At 48.1% G+C, this 16,623-nt stretch carries 14 protein-coding genes; 1 reads left to right on the top strand and 13 read right to left on the bottom strand.

Annotated elements, in window-relative coordinates; all coding sequences use genetic code 11:
• Positions 1 to 9: 9 nt before the first annotated feature.
• The 5 genes from ACJJIF_RS19350 to ACJJIF_RS19330 form a co-directional block, all read right to left on the bottom strand.
• Positions 10 to 495: a hypothetical protein gene (locus ACJJIF_RS19350; protein WP_444929908.1), complete on the bottom strand. Its 486-nt coding sequence runs from the start codon at positions 493 to 495 to the stop codon at positions 10 to 12.
• 327 nt (positions 496 to 822) lie between these two features.
• Entirely contained in the window at positions 823 to 1,677 is an 855-nt protein-coding gene (locus tag ACJJIF_RS19345) for a CsgG/HfaB family protein (protein ID WP_444929907.1), read from the bottom strand.
• A gap of 44 nt (positions 1,678 to 1,721) precedes the next feature.
• Positions 1,722 to 2,129 carry a curli assembly protein CsgF gene (locus ACJJIF_RS19340; protein WP_444929906.1) on the bottom strand — a complete coding sequence of 136 codons (408 nt, stop codon included), beginning with the start codon at positions 2,127 to 2,129 and terminating at the stop codon, positions 1,722 to 1,724.
• A complete protein-coding gene (locus tag ACJJIF_RS19335) occupies positions 2,129 to 2,557 on the bottom strand; it encodes a CsgE family curli-type amyloid fiber assembly protein (protein WP_444929905.1) in 429 nt (142 codons plus the stop codon). Before ACJJIF_RS19335 ends, ACJJIF_RS19340 begins: the two co-directional genes overlap by 1 nt.
• Positions 2,558 to 2,561: 4 nt before the next feature.
• Positions 2,562 to 3,245 (bottom strand): helix-turn-helix transcriptional regulator, encoded by a 684-nt coding sequence (locus ACJJIF_RS19330; RefSeq protein ID WP_444929904.1) that lies wholly within the window; start codon positions 3,243 to 3,245, stop codon positions 2,562 to 2,564.
• Positions 3,246 to 4,105: 860 nt separating this feature from the next.
• On the opposite strand from ACJJIF_RS19330, the gene ACJJIF_RS19325 reads away from it, so the two are divergent.
• Positions 4,106 to 5,764, top strand: coding sequence for an acyl-CoA dehydrogenase family protein (locus tag ACJJIF_RS19325; RefSeq protein WP_444929903.1), 1,659 nt, complete (start codon positions 4,106 to 4,108; stop codon positions 5,762 to 5,764).
• Between the two features lie 135 nt (positions 5,765 to 5,899).
• Here ACJJIF_RS19325 and ACJJIF_RS19320 read toward each other — a convergent pair whose 3' ends face one another.
• From ACJJIF_RS19320 to ACJJIF_RS19285, 8 genes are all read right to left on the bottom strand, one after another.
• Positions 5,900 to 6,640 (bottom strand): SDR family NAD(P)-dependent oxidoreductase, encoded by a 741-nt coding sequence (locus ACJJIF_RS19320; protein ID WP_444929902.1) that lies wholly within the window; start codon positions 6,638 to 6,640, stop codon positions 5,900 to 5,902.
• A gap of 28 nt (positions 6,641 to 6,668) precedes the next feature.
• A complete protein-coding gene (locus ACJJIF_RS19315) occupies positions 6,669 to 8,720 on the bottom strand; it encodes an aminotransferase class I/II-fold pyridoxal phosphate-dependent enzyme (protein WP_444929901.1) in 2,052 nt (683 codons plus the stop codon).
• A gap of 246 nt (positions 8,721 to 8,966) precedes the next feature.
• A complete protein-coding gene (locus ACJJIF_RS19310; RefSeq protein WP_444929900.1) occupies positions 8,967 to 9,371 on the bottom strand; it encodes an NUDIX hydrolase in 405 nt (134 codons plus the stop codon).
• Positions 9,372 to 9,449: 78 nt separating this feature from the next.
• Positions 9,450 to 10,562: a phospholipase A gene (locus ACJJIF_RS19305; RefSeq protein WP_444929899.1), complete on the bottom strand. Its 1,113-nt coding sequence runs from the start codon at positions 10,560 to 10,562 to the stop codon at positions 9,450 to 9,452.
• Positions 10,563 to 10,798: 236 nt separating this feature from the next.
• Positions 10,799 to 11,521: a hypothetical protein gene (locus tag ACJJIF_RS19300; RefSeq protein ID WP_444929898.1), complete on the bottom strand. Its 723-nt coding sequence runs from the start codon at positions 11,519 to 11,521 to the stop codon at positions 10,799 to 10,801.
• 973 nt (positions 11,522 to 12,494) lie between these two features.
• Positions 12,495 to 13,811, bottom strand: a complete 1,317-nt coding sequence (locus ACJJIF_RS19295; protein WP_444929897.1) for a lysine N(6)-hydroxylase/L-ornithine N(5)-oxygenase family protein — start codon at positions 13,809 to 13,811, stop codon at positions 12,495 to 12,497.
• Positions 13,812 to 13,813: 2 nt separating this feature from the next.
• On the bottom strand, positions 13,814 to 15,634 hold the full coding sequence (locus tag ACJJIF_RS19290) for an IucA/IucC family protein (protein WP_444929896.1): 1,821 nt from the start codon (positions 15,632 to 15,634) through the stop codon (positions 13,814 to 13,816).
• Positions 15,631 to 16,614, bottom strand: coding sequence for a GNAT family N-acetyltransferase (locus ACJJIF_RS19285; protein WP_444929895.1), 984 nt, complete (start codon positions 16,612 to 16,614; stop codon positions 15,631 to 15,633). The genes ACJJIF_RS19290 and ACJJIF_RS19285 overlap by 4 nt, the downstream gene beginning before the upstream one ends.
• Positions 16,615 to 16,623: the final 9 nt, after the last annotated feature.

Here is a 16,623-nt window from a genome sequence, read left to right as displayed (position 1 = left end):
TGCAATTCATTAATCGTACTGCACCAGTTGCACCGTATGGTCATCGCCAAACTGCGCGACAAAACCAAACAATCCATCGCCATTTTGAATAATGTTTGCAGAATTTCCGTAACCAATCTGACTAATTAATGCCACATTATTTATCCCACCCTGTATTGCTGTAGCTTGGTTGTAGGCTCCAGACTGGGATATCGCAGCATAATTAGAATCGCCAAGTTGTTGCACTAAAGCTGTATTGGCATTGCCCTCCTGCATCAGGATGGCCTGATTGTAAAGCCCGGACTGAGTAACTTCTGCCTGATTGAAATCACCCACCTGTGAGACCCGAGCCAAATTACCTAACACTGAATCCTCTCTCAACAAAAGAAGATCCAAGGCTCCCTGCCCCACAGACAACTCATCAAGACCGTCTAAATCAGAAGCTCCACACACCGAAAGCGGCAAAACCAGAAACAGAAATAAAATTACCGTTACTCGCTTAGCTGTATTTATCACTAACCACCTCGCTGTAAAGAACGATTAACAACTATAAGAAACAACATGAACAACTATAAATAAAAAACAATAAATCTTAAATCAGAAGAAAGGATACATTTAACAACAAATAACCGGAGGAACTTAAAACTTTTGTATGACGACAATAATTAAATATGGAAAACACAAAACCCGCAAAAAATCTATCACAACAAATTACACAAAAATACAAAAAAATGGGGCCGCCTCACTCTGCAACTCCAGAACTCTAAGGCAACCCCAGCGTATTGAATCAAGATTTTTAGACTTAAAAACTACAAGCGCAGCAAAGGCAAATATAAAAAATTATTATAATATTTTTACTGGCGCCGCCGCATATTCACTAAGCACGGACACAGGGTACTGACTATTATCTTTCAGGGCCCACAAATTAGAATTAACACCTTGAGAGATAAGATGAATTACCGCCGATTCTATTGCCGACAGAACGCACAATTGTGCGGGATCATTAGTTGTTGAGCCCGCCTCAATCTCAAGTAGACGCTTATACTCAACAAAATTGTAAACATCCCCCTGAACCTGCTTGGATAAAATTTTCTTACTGGTTAAAACACTACTGAGCACTCGCCCACTACGCACATCTATAGCACGTAAATTAACGGTAACCTCATCGACACGATACTGTTCAGAAATACCAATACCAAAATAGCGAGCACCAGCTCCACCTGTTTCAATATTGGTATCATATCCAACAATACCACCTTCAAGCATAATATTGGCCGACATTAGCGAAGGTAATTCAAATGCGGGGCTTGTAGAGTTATCCTGCTCCTTCAATGCTGCCCTGATGATCTTCCTCTCAGTTAGCAGATTTTGCAGCCCCTCCCGCTCAAGGGTTACAAACCAGCCTGATTCGTTCAGCACCTGAACCAGCATAGCGGCAGCGCCCTGAGTCACTGCGGTCGAAAATGAACTGGAGGGTGAGGGCTTATATTGGCCAGTTTGATCACTAAAACCATACACTGCGGTTACGATTTTTCCTCTGGGAGCCGGCAAACTCACCAAGTCCGTATAGGTACTCATTCGATCGGTCAAGGTTGCTTTTTGTTGGCCGGAACCAAACAGTGACTCCTTAAGCGAATTAACCGAACTACAGCCACCAACAGCAAGAAAAAAAGTAAGAACAAATATTCTTGATAACATTTCACCCCTCCCCACGAAAATCTAAGATCACCAATGCTATTTAACTAGTTGCTCGGGTTTAGACCCACTACGACAATTTCAGATATCTCACCTGTTACAACATCAGTAATCGTGATTGTCAGTTCACCATCAATATCAAGAATGTTGACAATATAGTCATCAGTTACCAAGGTACCATCATTGCCATTCCCTACATCTGTCAGCAACTGTGAGAGCAGACGGGACTCCAGTGTGTCAGTAAAGCGATCCAGAGAGGAGGTCTCAGAATATGGAGAACTTGCAGAATCCGGGTCCTTTTTATCATTCTGCGCGCTGGCATTATTTAATAAATAGGTACCATTGAGAGGGTTACCCCCAAATGATGGGTTAACCGGTGTATACACCAGCTCAGTTGCACTCACCACCCCAGAAAAAGACAACAAAAAAATAACTGCTACAATCTGCTTTTTCATTATATTTCATCTCCCGCTAAATCAACATTTTGAGACAAAAGACTCTGTAATCTTTGCTGCCGAACATTATTATTTATCTGTGCCGCAGCTTGCCCAACGATTTCATCAAACTTCCTGCGCCCGGGATAAATCACTGTTTTGAAAACTTGTTTACTTTCAAAAGTCACCCAGACAACACTTCCCCACCTCGCCGACGGTCTCTCGTGTACAGTAAGGTTATAATCAAAACCCACCATATTAGTCGAAATATAAATAGAAAGAGATCTGGCAAACTCATGCCCAATACCACTTACGGTATTATCGATGATCAACCCTGTTAACAGGGACTCCTCGGCGCTTTGATCTTCTGTATCCTGGGCGAAGCTAGTGCAAACAATACATGAAAACACGATAGCAGATGCAAGTGAACGTAAAAAAATTAATTTCATAGTATTACAAATTTTGACTGGCCCAACTGCTTGCTTCCAGGCGATTCCTACAGCCTATTTTTCTATAAATTTTATACAGATGGCTCTTAACGGTATGTTCACTGACGCATAGAGCTTCAGCGATATTGGCATTGGTATTACAGTCACAGATTAACTGTAAGATTTGCCGCTCTCTCTGCGTCAAGTTAGAAGCTTTGTCACACCACTTTTTAGGCTTTCTATGCTGCCTGAGGAAGTTATGGAGTACATTTCTCGGGAACCAGTATTCCCCTGAGAATATCCTGCCTAACCTCTCCATGATGACTTTTGCATCGCACTCGGCGGGCATCAACCCCAAAACTTTCTCCCAGTGCAGGACAAAATCAATATCGGCATTTTCATCAACATTGATTAGTACAAGATTAGGGGGGCTCGCTAAAGCGTGTATCTCCCTCAGTAGCAGTTCAAGATCAGACTGGGAAATATCGGCACAATCAAGCAGAAGATATTCAGCCTTAATATCACTTAGAGATGAAAGTGTCGAACGCTGTAGAATAGCGCAACTGGTTTTAAATTCATCTTCAATCCGCCCAGCAAATATCGACGACTGGAGATTGACGCATGCGGTCAAGAAAGCAACCGCAACCCCCGTTTTTTCTGACTTAGGGCTAACGACCTTTAGTGGTGCATATTCCTTATGCAAATTCATCTGGGTTCCCCCAATGTGGAGTCCTTTTATATTTCAGCCTGTTTCCAACTTAACTATTTTTAATCAGCTTCCACGATCACCTTACGCTGTGAGCTAAATCTATTCGATCAACCCCCTCACTGCAACCAATAGTGATCTAGATAGCAAAAATTCAATCTTAAGTGTGCCAAGCGTACTCTTTTACGACGTTTGGTAATACAAAAGTATCATATAGAGGCAAATAAAAATGTAATTTAACATGCTTTGGTATAGATTTTTTGGCCAAATCAAAACCTGCGAAATATCATTTTTTTTGTACTGGTCCACACTATTATCAGATTAAAATCGACCAATAAACAGCTTTTTAAAACAACCCTCGGCAACAAGGCGACAAACATAAGGCATTCGAGCTTTAGTAGAGATATACCCGCAAATGGTATTCGATAGCAATAAAATATAAATTTCAGCAAATTACTTTTAAACCATATTTGATCGAATAATTATTGCGCTAGCTGCATAAAATCGGGCTTTGAGAATAAAAGCAGCAAAGTTCCTGCTCACAAGCCAGCAGATTAAATAGTGATCAAAAAGTGCCTGATTTGCGCTTATATACAGCGGTTTTCTGGAGGATTTCCCTGGATAAACCACTGGGATCGTACCAGTTAAAGAGCCATATGAAATATGCTTGTATAATTTCCTAATCTCTCTATAGATGCAGGGAATTTCTGCATAAGAGACTTTCAGAACGATACGAACGTTTTAAAAAAAATAGACATTCCTGTAAGGCAGCGCCTTAATTATGAATTGTTCTACATGCCGGTATCAAAAAATGCTTGAGAAGTTCTCCCAATCAAATAGCCCCACACTCTTAGGGTAAATCTATGAACAGTAAAACTGCCGGATCGGATTACAAATCCATATACCCAGTTGTCAATCAAGTTCCTCCCCTATCTGGTCACAACCTTTATATGGGCGACTGCGCATTACAGGAGGCCATACATCTCAATGGGGCACATTGGGCCGAGGCCGAACTGGAGCGCTATGGGGAGGTCTGTGGCAGGCCAGAAATGATAGAGAGAGGGTATATTGCCAATGAATTTACCCCCATCTTTGAAAGTCACGATCGCTCAGGCCAGCGTATCGACCTGGTTCGATACCACCCCGCATACCATCAATTAATGCAACTGGCACTCTCCGAGGGTTTACACAGCGCCCCCTGGACCGATCCCGGTCCTGGCGCCAATGTAGCCAGGGCGGCGAAAAACTATCTGCACTCCCAACTCGAAGCCGGCCACGGTTGTCCGGTTACTATGACCTTCGCTTCAATCCCCTCTCTTGAGTTAAACCCTGAAATTGCCCGGGAGTGGATACCCAAGATCACCAACCGCACCTATGACGGCAGTAACCGCCCCTATTTTGAGAAAAGTTCACTGACGATTGGCATGGGCATGACAGAAAAACAAGGAGGGTCAGACGTCAGGGCAAATACGACCACCGCAATCCCTCTCGACGATGGCACCTACGAATTACTGGGGCATAAGTGGTTTATGTCTGCCCCCATGTGCGACGCTTTTCTAATTCTCGCCCAGACGCCCGCTGGCCTATCCTGCTTTCTGGTCCCCCGCTGGCGCCCAGATGGCACGAAAAACCCCTTAGAAATTCAACGCCTGAAAACAAAGTGTGGCAATGTCTCCAACGCTTCGTCAGAAGTTGAGATACGCGGCGCACTGGGCTGGTTGATTGGCGAGGAAGGACGCGGGGTCAGCGCCATCATCAAGATGGTGGCACTTACCCGATTTGACTGTATGGTGGGCTCATCTGCGGGGCAGCGGCAAGCCGTTATCCAGGCAATATACAACGCCAGTAAGCGCAAGGCTTTTGGAAAGAAGCTGATTGAGCAACCTCTGATGCAGAATGTGCTGGCCGATCTTCATTTGGAAGTTGAGGGCTCCCTTGCCCTTACCATGCGTATGGCCAGAGCTATGGACCAGGAGGACAAGGAGCACGAAAAAATGCTCCTCAGACTTGGCGCCGCAGTGGGAAAATACTGGATATGTAAACGCAGTCCCCACCACGCCTATGAGGCAATGGAGTGCCTGGGGGGCAATGGCGCCATCGAGAACTTTATAACCGCACGGCTGTACCGAGATGCGCCAATTAATGCCATTTGGGAGGGTTCAGGCAATATCCAGGCACTGGATGTTTTGCGCGCGATTACTAAAACACCGGCCGTTATTAGCCACTGGTTTGATGAGCTGGATATTAGCCGGGGGGTAAATACACTCTTTGATACTGCGGTTGATAAGTTGCGCAGAGAGCTTTTCGACCTAAACCAGTTTGAATATCGCGCCCGCCATATTGTTGATCAAATGGCCCTCACCATGCAGGCGCACCTGCTGTTACAGGGGAACAGTGCCTGTGTTACTGACGCCTTTATTAAATCCAGGCTTGGGGCCAGTGGTACACACAATACTGGGAGCCTGCCGACCGGTATCGATATCGCCACAATTCTGGAGCGCGGCAACCCTCTGGTGAGCTAACCCCTCCAATATAAAAGGAAAGAATACCCTGCGCGGTGATATACCCCTGTAAGCTCACAAGCGGCACCCATGCCTTATGCGGTCCGAGTGCAGGGTGTTCTTTCCCGCCGTCTTTTAAATCTGTCAGCGCAAGCGCTACCAGGATATCTCACTGCCATCCCAGGATAGGAATTTTCCGCTATCTGATGCGACCAACTGGCCGAGGATATTCACAATACGGTTGGCGCTCACTGCCGGGCTATAGAGTTTATCTGGCGGTACATTAGCCTGAAAAGGCTTAGACAGTGAGGTGTCTGTGGTGCCCGGATGAATCGCAACGACACAGCTCTCCTCCAGCTTGCGCGCCCACTCAATAGACAGATTCTTAATCAGCATATTTAATGCCGCCTTGCTGGCGCGGTAGCTATACCAGCCACCGAGCTGGTTATCCGCAATACTTCCCACCTTTGCCGATAGCGAGGCCCACAGCAGAGACGACCTGCGCGGTAAGATTCCGTCCACAGCTTGGGCCAAATGCAAATGCGAAAGCACATTGACCCGCATAGACTGCAATAACCAGCGATCCTCACACTGCGACAGAGACTTCTCCGGCCGCTGAAATTCATCGTGCAAAATACCGCAGCAACTGATAATCCAGTGCGGGGGGGATGGCTGCTCAGCCAAAAAACTTCCAACGGCATCAACCGACTCAGGCCCATCCAGAGCAACGGATAGATGGTGGCGCTCGCCGGCGTGGCCGGGAATCCTGTCAACGCTCGTTCGGCTTAGAGTCAGCAGCCGGGTCTGGGGATAGCGCCGAATAATTTCGGCGCCAATAGCCTGTGCAATACCGCCGGAAGCACCGGCAATAAGTACAGAGTGTGGGCTTTCAAGCATACCGGCCTCCATGCCGGATTCCAGGATTTTACGATTTCCCTGCCTTTTTCGCGACAGAGGATCGCGCTTTGCCGGACTTGGCTTGGGAAGATTCCTTAACGACCCTCAGCATCGGCTCATCAGAGCGGAAAATCAGGCCGTGGATTTCCGTTGTATTCTGCCCCTGAAGCAGTTGCTGTAAAAACTGTACTATTTGCGCCGAGATTTCCTGGCCAGGTACAAGAACGGGGATACCTGGAGGATAGGGAACAATTTCATCGGCACTGGTGCGGCCAACCAGATTCTCGATGGCCTCTGTGCCATTATCCATTAGCGGCAGTTCTTCCGCTGCCGAAAAGTAGGCATCCGCCGGCAAACAGGTGAAACGGGTAAATTCCGGCAGACGTCTCGGCGATCCAATATGAATACGCTTGTGAGTATTGCCAGCCAATTGCTTAAGCGCATGAATCAAGCGAAGCAGCTTGCTCTCAGTGCTGCCGAGGGTTACAAGCACAGTGATGGTATTGTAGGTGGTCTTTTCCACCTGGATACCATACTGGTCGAATAGTTTAATCTGCATTTCATTGCCAGAATAACCACTCTTGGAAATATCAATCGTCACCTTGGTGGGATCGAGGCGAATATTATCAGCGGCAAGGGGGGCAGCAATCAGATCATCGCGGGTGAGCGCGCGGAATACACCGGTCTCATTGACGGCGTTGCGCAAGGTTTCCACCATTTGTAGACACTGCTTCAAACGGCCGTATCCCTCCATGGCCATTTGCTTGCGGGCCACATCGAGACTGGCAATCATCGCGTACTGGGGGCTGGTGGAGGCGTGCATATTCAGGTTTTCGCGAAAGCGGAATTCATCGAAGTCCGGGTCCTGCACATGGATCATACTGGCCTGGGAGAAGGCGGACAGCATCTTGTGGGTACTCTGGGTTACATAATCTGCGCCACACTCCAGCGCCGTGGGGCGCAGCTCCGGGTGGAAGAAACCGTGAGCAAACCAGGCTTCGTCCACCAGTACTTTCACTCCGCGCTCATGGGCATAATCAATAATTGGCTTGAGATCATAGCGCAAGCCATCATAGGTACAGGAGGTGATCACCAGTAAGCGCGCATCACTGTGCTGATCCAGGGCCGCCTCAATATCTGAGCGCTTAACCGGCCCGTAAATACCAAACTCGGGGTGCAGTACAGACTTCAGGTAAACCGGCTCACAGCGATTCATAACAATCGCGTGGTGAACCGATTTATGACAGGCCTGGTCAACAATAATTTTTCCGCCACCGCCTAGGATTTGCTGGATAACCACTTTATTTGCGGTAGAGGTGCCATTGGTCAGAAAGAAAGTGTGGCGGGCCCCAAAAGCCTGAGCTGCCAGATCCTGAGCCTCCTGAATCACCGAGTGGGGCTCGAGTAAACTATCCAAGACCTGGACGGATACGGACAGGTCCGTATTGAAGATATGCTCGCCCATAAAGCGATAGAAGTCCCCCACCCAGGGGCTGTTGCGCAAGCTATCGCCACCGGAATGGCCGGGGGTGTGCCAGGCATCCCGGGCCGAGAAAACGTATTCTTTTAGTGTGTCGGCAAAAGGCGTCGATGCTCTTCGAGCAATAAATGCCTGCACCAAGCGGAACATATGATTGAAGTTGCCTTCGCGGCGGTCGAACAGCTCATCAAAGCGGCGGCGCAAGTTGGCTAGAGATTTGGAACCGGTTTTGCCCGGCTTGGAAGTGGTACCGGCAAAGCCGCTGTGGGCAACCAAAAAGATATTGAGTTGGGAACGCAATGCGTGTATCCGGTCAGCAAGCTCATCGGCACTATCCAGCCCCTGGCCATCACTGCCTCCGTCAATAATAACCGCCTGTAGGCAGTCCTCTTCCCTTGCCAGCCTTTCAGCTTCAGCCGGCGCTACGGCGGTAAAGTGGAGACCAAAAGGATTGTCGTGTACCGCAGCTGTATTGTTGAGCGCCGTAATCCAGTCATTGGCTAATTTGCTATCAGAGCTGACCAAAGCGACCCGGCACTCCAACTTAAAACTGCTTTCACTGAGATTGCCCAATTCAGGCATATTCAATTCCAAACCCATAATTCTTATCCATCAGCATAGCCTGCCACTGTGTGCCGCTTACTGTATCTATTATTTAACTATTTGATTTTATTTACTTTTATAAAGCCCCGCCGATGGCGACGGCTCTGGAATTCCAGGGCAATAAACACCAGAGGGCAAATACTAATGTAGGCGGGAGGGGAATTCTGCGACTGTTATACATTTGGCGATTTTCGCCAAATGTCTGCAGGCAAACCAGAACTATTGCCAAGGAAGATAATAAAGTTAGAACTTTGCGCTACGCACAATCCCATCAAAGGTCAGGCAATCTTCAACCCTGTGGCGCTGCACAGCAGAGAGTTTATGCAGGGGAAAGTAGGCCCACTGGGAGTGTTCATCGGAGAGGATACAGTCACCCTCATTAATAAAATGAGTTCGAAAAATAAAAACGTGGGAATTGTAAAAATTGTGGTAATAAACGCCACTGAGGTACTCAATTCGCACCTCGCGACCAAGCTCTTCATGACACTCCCGTACCAAAGCCTCATGGGCAGTTTCACCCGGATCCAGTGCGCCGCCGGGCAAACCCCAGCGGCGCTCGGCGTAAGTGGCTTTCAGCTGTAATACTTCTCCAGCACTATTGGTAATGACTGCGTGAGCACTGAGGCGGTAACTATCATCAAAGGCCATGAACAAACCCTTGTAATGAGTCAGCTTAACAGGAAAAAAGCGAGAGCCTATTGATCAAAAATACACTCTCGCCATTGATTAAAACCCCTGGGCTAAAATAAATCCGAAGCCCAAAGTCTGCACCGATTCATCGTAATCGAGGAGGCTCTCACCATAGCCATTGAAATAGCGAACATAACCATCGACGCGCTTGCCGAGGGGGAAGCCCCAGGTGAGTTCTACAGCACCGCGATTATCTGAGCGCAAATTATTGCGCAGCATCAGTGAAACGGTGTGGTCTCCATCCCGGTAGCGCCCACCCAGTTCGAAATGTCCCAGGTAGTGCTCGATATCCGGGTTGTCATCGTCATCCTTATCTTCTGGAACTCGATACCAAGGTTTGAAGCTAAGGGAATAGTTATCCCGCTCAAAAATAAAGTTTGCATATATCCTATTCCAACTGCGCGAATAGGGCTCACTGCGCCCGTTGGACTGGTGATTGATCGCCACCTGATTGGCAACATTGTGCCAACCAAACACACTCCAGTCATTGAGCCAGCTTAAAATCAATTCCGGTTCGTGATTCGTCTCGCGGAACGGAGATGAGTCATCGGAATTATACGCCTGCCAAAAACTGCGATTGGTATAGGCTACACTCAGTACAGAAGCCTGTCCCAAAAACCCCCGCCAAACAGGCACCTGGACAGAGAGCTGAAACTGCACTTCGACATTGTCCAGCTCCTCGGCCTCAGCGATACCTTCAATATCCGCCAGTCCCCCCTCTTCCGGGGCCGGGTTGTAGGTTAAAGGCAACACATAGTTGGCTTTATGGGATGCCAAAGTAAACGGGTTATTGGCCGCATCCCTGATCGCCTGGGCCCGGCCGCCTAACAAGATCTTGTCGGTAGGCAGTTCCTCTTCATACTCATCGACAATAACATCCGCTATCACCGGGCCCTCTTCCAGGGTGAGCTCGGCTCTGACCCTTTCTGCACAGATATTCCGAATCTCTCTTATTGTGACATCGGCATCTGAAATCAGAATTTGCTCGTTCAGGCAGCGCTCATGCAGAGTTTGCGGGCTGTCCTCAACACCGAGAGAGAAAGTTGATTCAGGCGCCTCTTCGGCATAAGCAGGTGGCAATGGTGCTGCTAGTACAGCGGAAGAAAGTAATGCGAGCCCGACATAAACTCCCCTTCGATAGTAGGACAAAACGCTTCCCCCTAGTCATTTCTTGCAAATAGGGTGCAAGCTTACACTGGAGAGGGTGATAAGTCCCATTACGCAATATTGCGATTATAGTGACAGTATGACCAATAGAACTAAAAGGGCTGCTATTGCCCCCCAAAACAGCACAAAAAAACTGAAAAGCCTACCCGGGCAATAAGATTGGCCCCATATCGACATATCCTTATGACCAATAGCGGATATTTAGTCTATTTTGGCGACTAAAATAGGCCTCCCAGGCTCGACGACCACTCCAAATCTCTAAGCCGAACCTGCCACAGGCGCCCGGTACTAGACGGCCAGTCATAGCCCACCAGCAAGCTGCGGCTATCGACATAGCAGTGGGCATCTCTCTCAGCTTCATCGCCCTGATAAATATATGCGCAGATATCGGCACCCAATTCCTGGGCCTTCTGCCCCGAAACATCCCCAACCATAGGTTTTGCGGTGCGATGGCTGACCCTGGGGGAGAGCAACTTGCCCCGCTGGGATGGATCGACAATATCAGGGGAAACGACTTCCAACCCTCTTTCGTGCTGTACCAGCCTCGATAGTACCGGCCCCATAAATACCCGCATCAATGGAAACAAAAGCCGCTGTTCGCCCTCCAGATTGAGGTGCTGAGGACCATTGGGGCCCGTCCAACAGACTTCAATATCATCCCCCAATGCCGGCCTCTTGCCGTCCTCAGGTATCAATTTATAGTGGGCGCTCACTTCGTCAACTTCATCCCGCCAGTACACCTCGCATTCACTCACCAGGCCACCATCTAGAGAGGCGAACACTTCGATACCAAACCCCTGCTCTCCCACTAAACGCCGACTGATCAATGAGCGCCGCCCCTGCTCATCATCCCCCAGCTGCCAACTATCCTGTACGGGCATTTCCCTGCCATCACAACTGTAGTGATACCGTCCCTGTGCCAAAGTTGAATTTAAACGCATCGCAGGCTCCCTCCTTGCTCACCGCACACCAGACCGGCGGTCCAGTACCCAAAAAGTATTGCACATGGAGGGAAACTAACCCCGCATTTTGCGCCACCTTTAAACCAAAATTTTATCCGGGGAAGTCATGGTTAACCCCTCTGCGGGAAAGTACATGGGTGTAATGAAATCAATAAAATGCTTCCGGAGAACCCCCTGAAGAGTTTTTTAAGTGAAAGTAGCCCTGTATGAAAACCTCACCTATTCGTTAGGCAAAAACAGTTTAGGGCTACTACAAAATAAGCTCGCACAAAAATAGGCAGATTCAAGTCAGTGTTCGATAACTGGAAAATCTATATCTATGCAAGTGTTTATAACTTTCCATTTTATGTTTATTTATCTAAATTTAGGTTCCCCTAGAAAGCTTCCAGAGCAGTGGCACTCAACACCCAACTCAAGGGAGCGATTCTTAGGTTCCGACTTCCGCCTGCCAACCTATTAACTTTAACGCTGGCAGCAATTGCAGAATTGACCAGTCCATATTTGCCCCGTATAGCGATTACCTTCAAGCGGAATCACTGGCGCTCAGTTATACCTGCCGCAGATAGATAAAATCCCAAGTTACACTCCACTATTCAATCCAACCAGTAACCCTGGCATCTCTGGGGCTTATTAGTAAAGATCAGCACCGCAATACCCATTTCTGAATATGCTTGAGGGGAAGACTCGCCCAAGTACCTCAACTACTCGCTTGGCCGAACTTGCAATTTATAAGTAGACCGCAAAATACCGGGGAGTGATCAACGGAGAGTGTATAAAGATAATGGCCGTATCGATTTTGTGGAATGCAAGGTCCACTGGAGAAATGCTCGCGTTACCGCCGGCATATAAAATTTTATTAGGCGTCACCGAGTAGTGATTACTTTTGCCGGACTGCCAAAAGGATAGAAAGATCAGTGATCGAATTAAGCATTCGACCACTGATTAGCATAAATTAGGCTACCGCAGCCTCTTTAGCCTTTTTAGGGCTAATCCAGTTCATATAATGGTTTGGCTGTTGGTTGTTGTACACCGTTTCACGGTGTAAATCATTAACCACCCGTGCAGCTCTCCAGGCGGAAAGGCTGAGTTGTGGCTCGGCAATACCGTGGCTAAATCGTCCAGTTCCCAGGAAATAAAGCCGGCGATCACTGTCATCATCTTTTAATTGGGCGGAAAACGCATCATTCAGGAGTAGGCGTCCCTCCTCATCCCGAACGATACGGTCCTGTAGCGGTGCAATACAAGGCGGCAGCGCTTCACTAAGCCCCGTACATAAAATAACAATATCCGCATCCAGCCACTCTTGCCCATCAGCGCCACCGAGCAGATGGTTTTGCAACTGGATTCGATAAGCACCGTAATTAGAAAGATCCACCATCTCACGATTAGGCATCAGCACCATCCGATCCCTATCGCCCTCCAGGTGTACCAATCGATAAAACAGCTGGTACAATTCTTTTAGGGTATCCGGTGAAATACCATCCGAGGCCAGCTTTTGCTCTGCCACAACCTGCTCCTTGCGCGGCTGCGACAGCTGACGGAATACATCGACATATGCCGGTGTAAACCAGTCATTGGTAAATGGTGTTTCATCCAAGGGGAGATAATTACTGCGACGGGAAACCCAGGTAACCTGCTCCGGTTTTCCCCACTGCTTATTCAGTAAATTAATAACTACCTCAGCCCCGGTTTGGCCGCCGCCTATAACAGCAACCCGCTTACCATGAACATCGGGATTGCGCAGCGCAATCTCCAACGCATGGAAACAAGATCCAGATAATTGAGGGCGGCAAAACTCCGGGATATGGGGCTTCTTACCACCGGCAACACAGATATTTTTAGCCTTGACCAGCTCCTGCCCCTTGGGGCCATGGATATCCAGCTCAAAATAGCTGCCTTTATCTACAACGCTTTGTACCCGGCTCCCCATCTCTACAGCGTCCAGGCGCTTGGCAGCCCAGCCCAAATAATCCGCAAACTCGCGACGGCTAACTGTGCGCTGCTCAGCGTTCAGAAAGTCGTAAAAGCGTTGTTTCTCAACCAAATAAGCAAGAAAACTGCATGGATTGGTCGGGTCGACAGGTGTGACTAGGTCCTTTAAATAGGAGGTCTGCATCATAGCGCCAGGCAACATCAACCCCGGATGCCAGGAGAACTCTGCTTTCGCCTCAAAAAATCGGTGTGTTAGAGATTTATCCCACATTAGGGCAGCGACAGCCAGGTTAAAGGGACCGGCGCCGATACCAGCTAAATCTAATATATTGCTCATAATTATACCTCTGTGGGAGAAACTGTATTAATTTTAGATGTTTCGTTCTCTGGCTTCTGCTCTGATAGCCAAAGGGGATTTTCCAAGTCGCCTCCAACTATAGGTACCGGTCTTTCCGCACTATCATCATAACCTTGCGATAAACGCACCCGGTTAATACAAACCCGCTCTATATGGGCACGAAAAACATCAAAACACTGGAACCGCTCAGCCATTAGCGGATTTTTTGCTACTGCCATTTTTTGATAAGCACGCAGTACTTGAGCCAATACGCTATAAAACTTAAGCTCGGGAAAATTCAGTTCTAGCATCAACTGGGAGGAAAGATAACGCAAGACCGTAACAAAGTGCCCGGTAAAAAGGTCATGGATAATATAATTTGGAGGCAGCTGATCCAGAACCTGTAAAGCTGATGATGGAATATCACTCCGCTCTGGAAAATCTCCTTGGGCAAGGCGTAGATCTCCCTGAAAATCTTTTAACAGAACCCGCGCTACGCGATCTTCCGTTAATACCAAGGTCAAATTTTGCGAGTGTGCAACTAAACCGATCCCGTAGCGGCTGAGCAAGTGATACAGCGGCACAACAGTGGCATCAAAGAGATATTCCAACCACTTTTCCACAGAGAGCCCTGAGCGCTCAATAAGTGTTGCCACAATAGATTTCCCGCTGGAATCCTTTTGCAACAGTGCTGCCATCAACAAGTGGCGCTCCCCCGCCGCACAATGGCTCGCTGGACTTTGACGCCAAGTTGCTCCCAACATCTCTCGATAGCGGTAAGGCGTTCCCTGCACTTGCTCATGATAGGGGTTGGGAACATGCAAACCGGCAACTTCCTGCAAAATACCAGTACCACGTGTAGACAAATCTTCATCTCTATCGCAGAGATTTTGCACCCACTGTGATAACGCCGGCCCACACTGCATATATTTTCCGGGAATACCGCGATAGCACGAAGTATTTAGCACCGTCAAAGGCAATTTAACATGCAGTGCTTGCGGGCGAGATAGGTTAGAGAATGTGCGCAACGAAACCTGCGGCAGATACTCATCACCAAACTCGCCCAGAAGAACGATATCCCCACGAGTTAATTGCAAGGCGTAATGCTGACAAATATGATGCTGCCACTGCCACGGATGTACCGGGAGGGGAATAAAATCCTGCCAGCTTATCTCTTTTTCCCGACAGACCTCTTCCATCAACTGTACTTGCTCAGCAGTGAGGCTCTCCTCTAATAGCTGCTGCCAGGGCCAGTGCTCGCTATGCCCATTAACGGTCAGCTCGCGCCGCACGGCCAACCATAAAAAGCGAACACTTGCCGCAGACTCTGTGCCATAGGCGCGAAATTCTTGCGCGCCCCAACCAATACGCCCCTTATTGACCATCGCCTTTGGGTGCCCATCCAAGAAGCACTGTAACTGCTCATCGGCAAACTTGGCCATATCGTCTGCCGTACAACCTTCACGCTTCTCAAGCAAGGCCATATCGGCAGCTAAGGTATTCGACAGTTCGTGTAATAAATTGCCCAGTGTGCTGGCAGTTATTTTCAGATCCTCAGCAGCATCAATAAAAAACTGAGACGCATCATCCGCAGTGCGCTTCTCGCCATCCTGATGCCTCTGAATAGTCTCCTCATCAATCAGGAGCCAATCCCAGATAGTTAGGACAGCGTTAAACTGATAGCTCACCCCAGACTTGAGTCTAACCCTATAGGATTGATCAGACTCTTGCTGAGCACTTAAAGCTTGCTCGTAGCAGAGCTCTGCTAAAGATTTAGCCAGGACTTTTTGATTGACCTGTTTCCAGTAACTGTGTTGTTTCATATCTCCCCCATACTCTCAAAGAACTCAGCTCTATCGCAGGTAACTAGTGCGGCTCGCTTGTGGGGAAAATCAAACTCTTTTACTTTTTTCCAGCCAAAAGTGCCATTGATATACTTTAATAGGGGACCGTTATCAGCTCTCGGCTCACCAACCAGTGTCTGAGTTCGGCAATCATCCAGGAACATAAAATGCGAGACCGCGTTAAACCAGGCTAGTGCATAGCGCCGTCCCAGAAAACGATTGTTGCCCACCAACATGTGAGCGCCGCGGTCAAATGGCTGGCAGTCGTAGTAAGGTGCTATGCGGTCCTCGAATGCCCAATAAATCTCAAAATAAGCAAAGGGCACATCATCAAAGCAGGCAATTAACGGGTACTTATGCGGATCCTGAATAACCTCCTGGATAAACTTTCGCTGTTTGTCTATTCCTCCTTCCTCTTCCCAAAATTTGGCCACACGATCCATGTTCATCCAGCTAGTGAAGAGTTCAAGATCACTATCCAGATCCAAATGACGAAAACTGAAATCCATTCCGAGAGAATAAAAATGACGGCGATATACCTCGCCCTTTACAGGCTCCGCTCTGAGCGGATGCTTTGTACCCTGGGCATTTTCAACCCATCGCAGGGGAAAGGTTCCTGCATTATTGCCGCGATACCAAATGTCGGTGCGCTGGTAGAAATCAGATTTAAAAACTTCTTTGAGTTTTTCCCCGCTTAAAGATAAAAGTTCAATCCGCTTAATAGTGCTGTGAACACCAAACAGCCAATCCAGCCAGGCATCCAGTTCTGATGACTCAGCCTTATCCGGGGAAATATGTATCTGCGCCCGATTACTATTCTCTGCGTGCAGTACTGTAAACAAACTACTCGCATCTAATTGACATTGATAACCCTCACCCTCCACTGTCCAGTATCTTCCATCGGGTAGTGTGCCGGTCCTGAGATCCTGCTTTGCAGTGCCAGCCGTTACATCGTTCATCATACAATC

Source organism: Microbulbifer regidiadema (SeqCode) (assembly GCF_052467605.1).
This window is presented reverse-complemented; position numbering and strand designations above follow the sequence as displayed.

Bases quoted from the DNA above. Each gene is read 5' to 3' on its own strand.
- ACJJIF_RS19310 (WP_444929900.1), bottom strand. From the start codon at position 9,371: ATGGCCTTTGATGATAGTTACCGCCTCAGTGCTCACGCAGTCATTACC.
- ACJJIF_RS19325 (WP_444929903.1), top strand. From the start codon at position 4,106: ATGAACAGTAAAACTGCCGGATCGGATTACAAATCCATATACCCAGTT.
- ACJJIF_RS19315 (WP_444929901.1), bottom strand. From the start codon at position 8,720: ATGGGTTTGGAATTGAATATGCCTGAATTGGGCAATCTCAGTGAAAGC.
- ACJJIF_RS19330 (WP_444929904.1), bottom strand. From the start codon at position 3,245: ATGAATTTGCATAAGGAATATGCACCACTAAAGGTCGTTAGCCCTAAG.
- ACJJIF_RS19320 (WP_444929902.1), bottom strand. From the start codon at position 6,640: ATGCTTGAAAGCCCACACTCTGTACTTATTGCCGGTGCTTCCGGCGGT.
- ACJJIF_RS19345 (WP_444929907.1), bottom strand. From the start codon at position 1,677: ATGTTATCAAGAATATTTGTTCTTACTTTTTTTCTTGCTGTTGGTGGC.
- ACJJIF_RS19335 (WP_444929905.1), bottom strand. From the start codon at position 2,557: ATGAAATTAATTTTTTTACGTTCACTTGCATCTGCTATCGTGTTTTCA.
- ACJJIF_RS19290 (WP_444929896.1), bottom strand. From the start codon at position 15,634: ATGAAACAACACAGTTACTGGAAACAGGTCAATCAAAAAGTCCTGGCT.
- ACJJIF_RS19285 (WP_444929895.1), bottom strand. From the start codon at position 16,614: ATGAACGATGTAACGGCTGGCACTGCAAAGCAGGATCTCAGGACCGGC.
- ACJJIF_RS19340 (WP_444929906.1), bottom strand. From the start codon at position 2,129: ATGAAAAAGCAGATTGTAGCAGTTATTTTTTTGTTGTCTTTTTCTGGG.
- ACJJIF_RS19300 (WP_444929898.1), bottom strand. From the start codon at position 11,521: ATGCGTTTAAATTCAACTTTGGCACAGGGACGGTATCACTACAGTTGT.
- ACJJIF_RS19295 (WP_444929897.1), bottom strand. From the start codon at position 13,811: ATGAGCAATATATTAGATTTAGCTGGTATCGGCGCCGGTCCCTTTAAC.